The organism is Pseudomonas sp. HY13-MNA-CIBAN-0226 (assembly GCF_040310305.1).
Lineage (GTDB): Bacteria > Pseudomonadota > Gammaproteobacteria > Pseudomonadales > Pseudomonadaceae > Aquipseudomonas > Aquipseudomonas gregormendelii.
Window position 1 is genome coordinate 1 of the sequence record NZ_JBEOPS010000364.1, and the last position, 261, is coordinate 261.

Sequence of the window (261 nt, forward strand, 5' to 3'; positions counted from 1 at the left end):
TCGACTTCAGCAAACCATCGGCCGCCGACGCGATCCCTTCAGAATCTACATCTACCTCACCTGGTTTTTCCTTCGAGGAGAAGAAACTTGTGATGTTATTGAAGGTTTTGCCAAGGGCACCGACTGGAATACCTGTCGTTAATGTCAGAGCGGCTTCACCGCTCAGCTGGGCAATTCTGAGGAGGTTGATGCGACGCCATAGCTCAGCGGCCTTATACGCTATGGTCTCGTTCTCTTTAGCAAGTCGAACAATCTCATCGC

1 pseudogene is annotated in these 261 nt (G+C 51.0%); it reads right to left on the bottom strand.

From position 1 onward, the window contains the following. Nucleotides 1-261, bottom strand: a pseudogene (locus tag AAEZ05_RS29125) (KAP family P-loop NTPase fold protein); the annotation flags it as partial.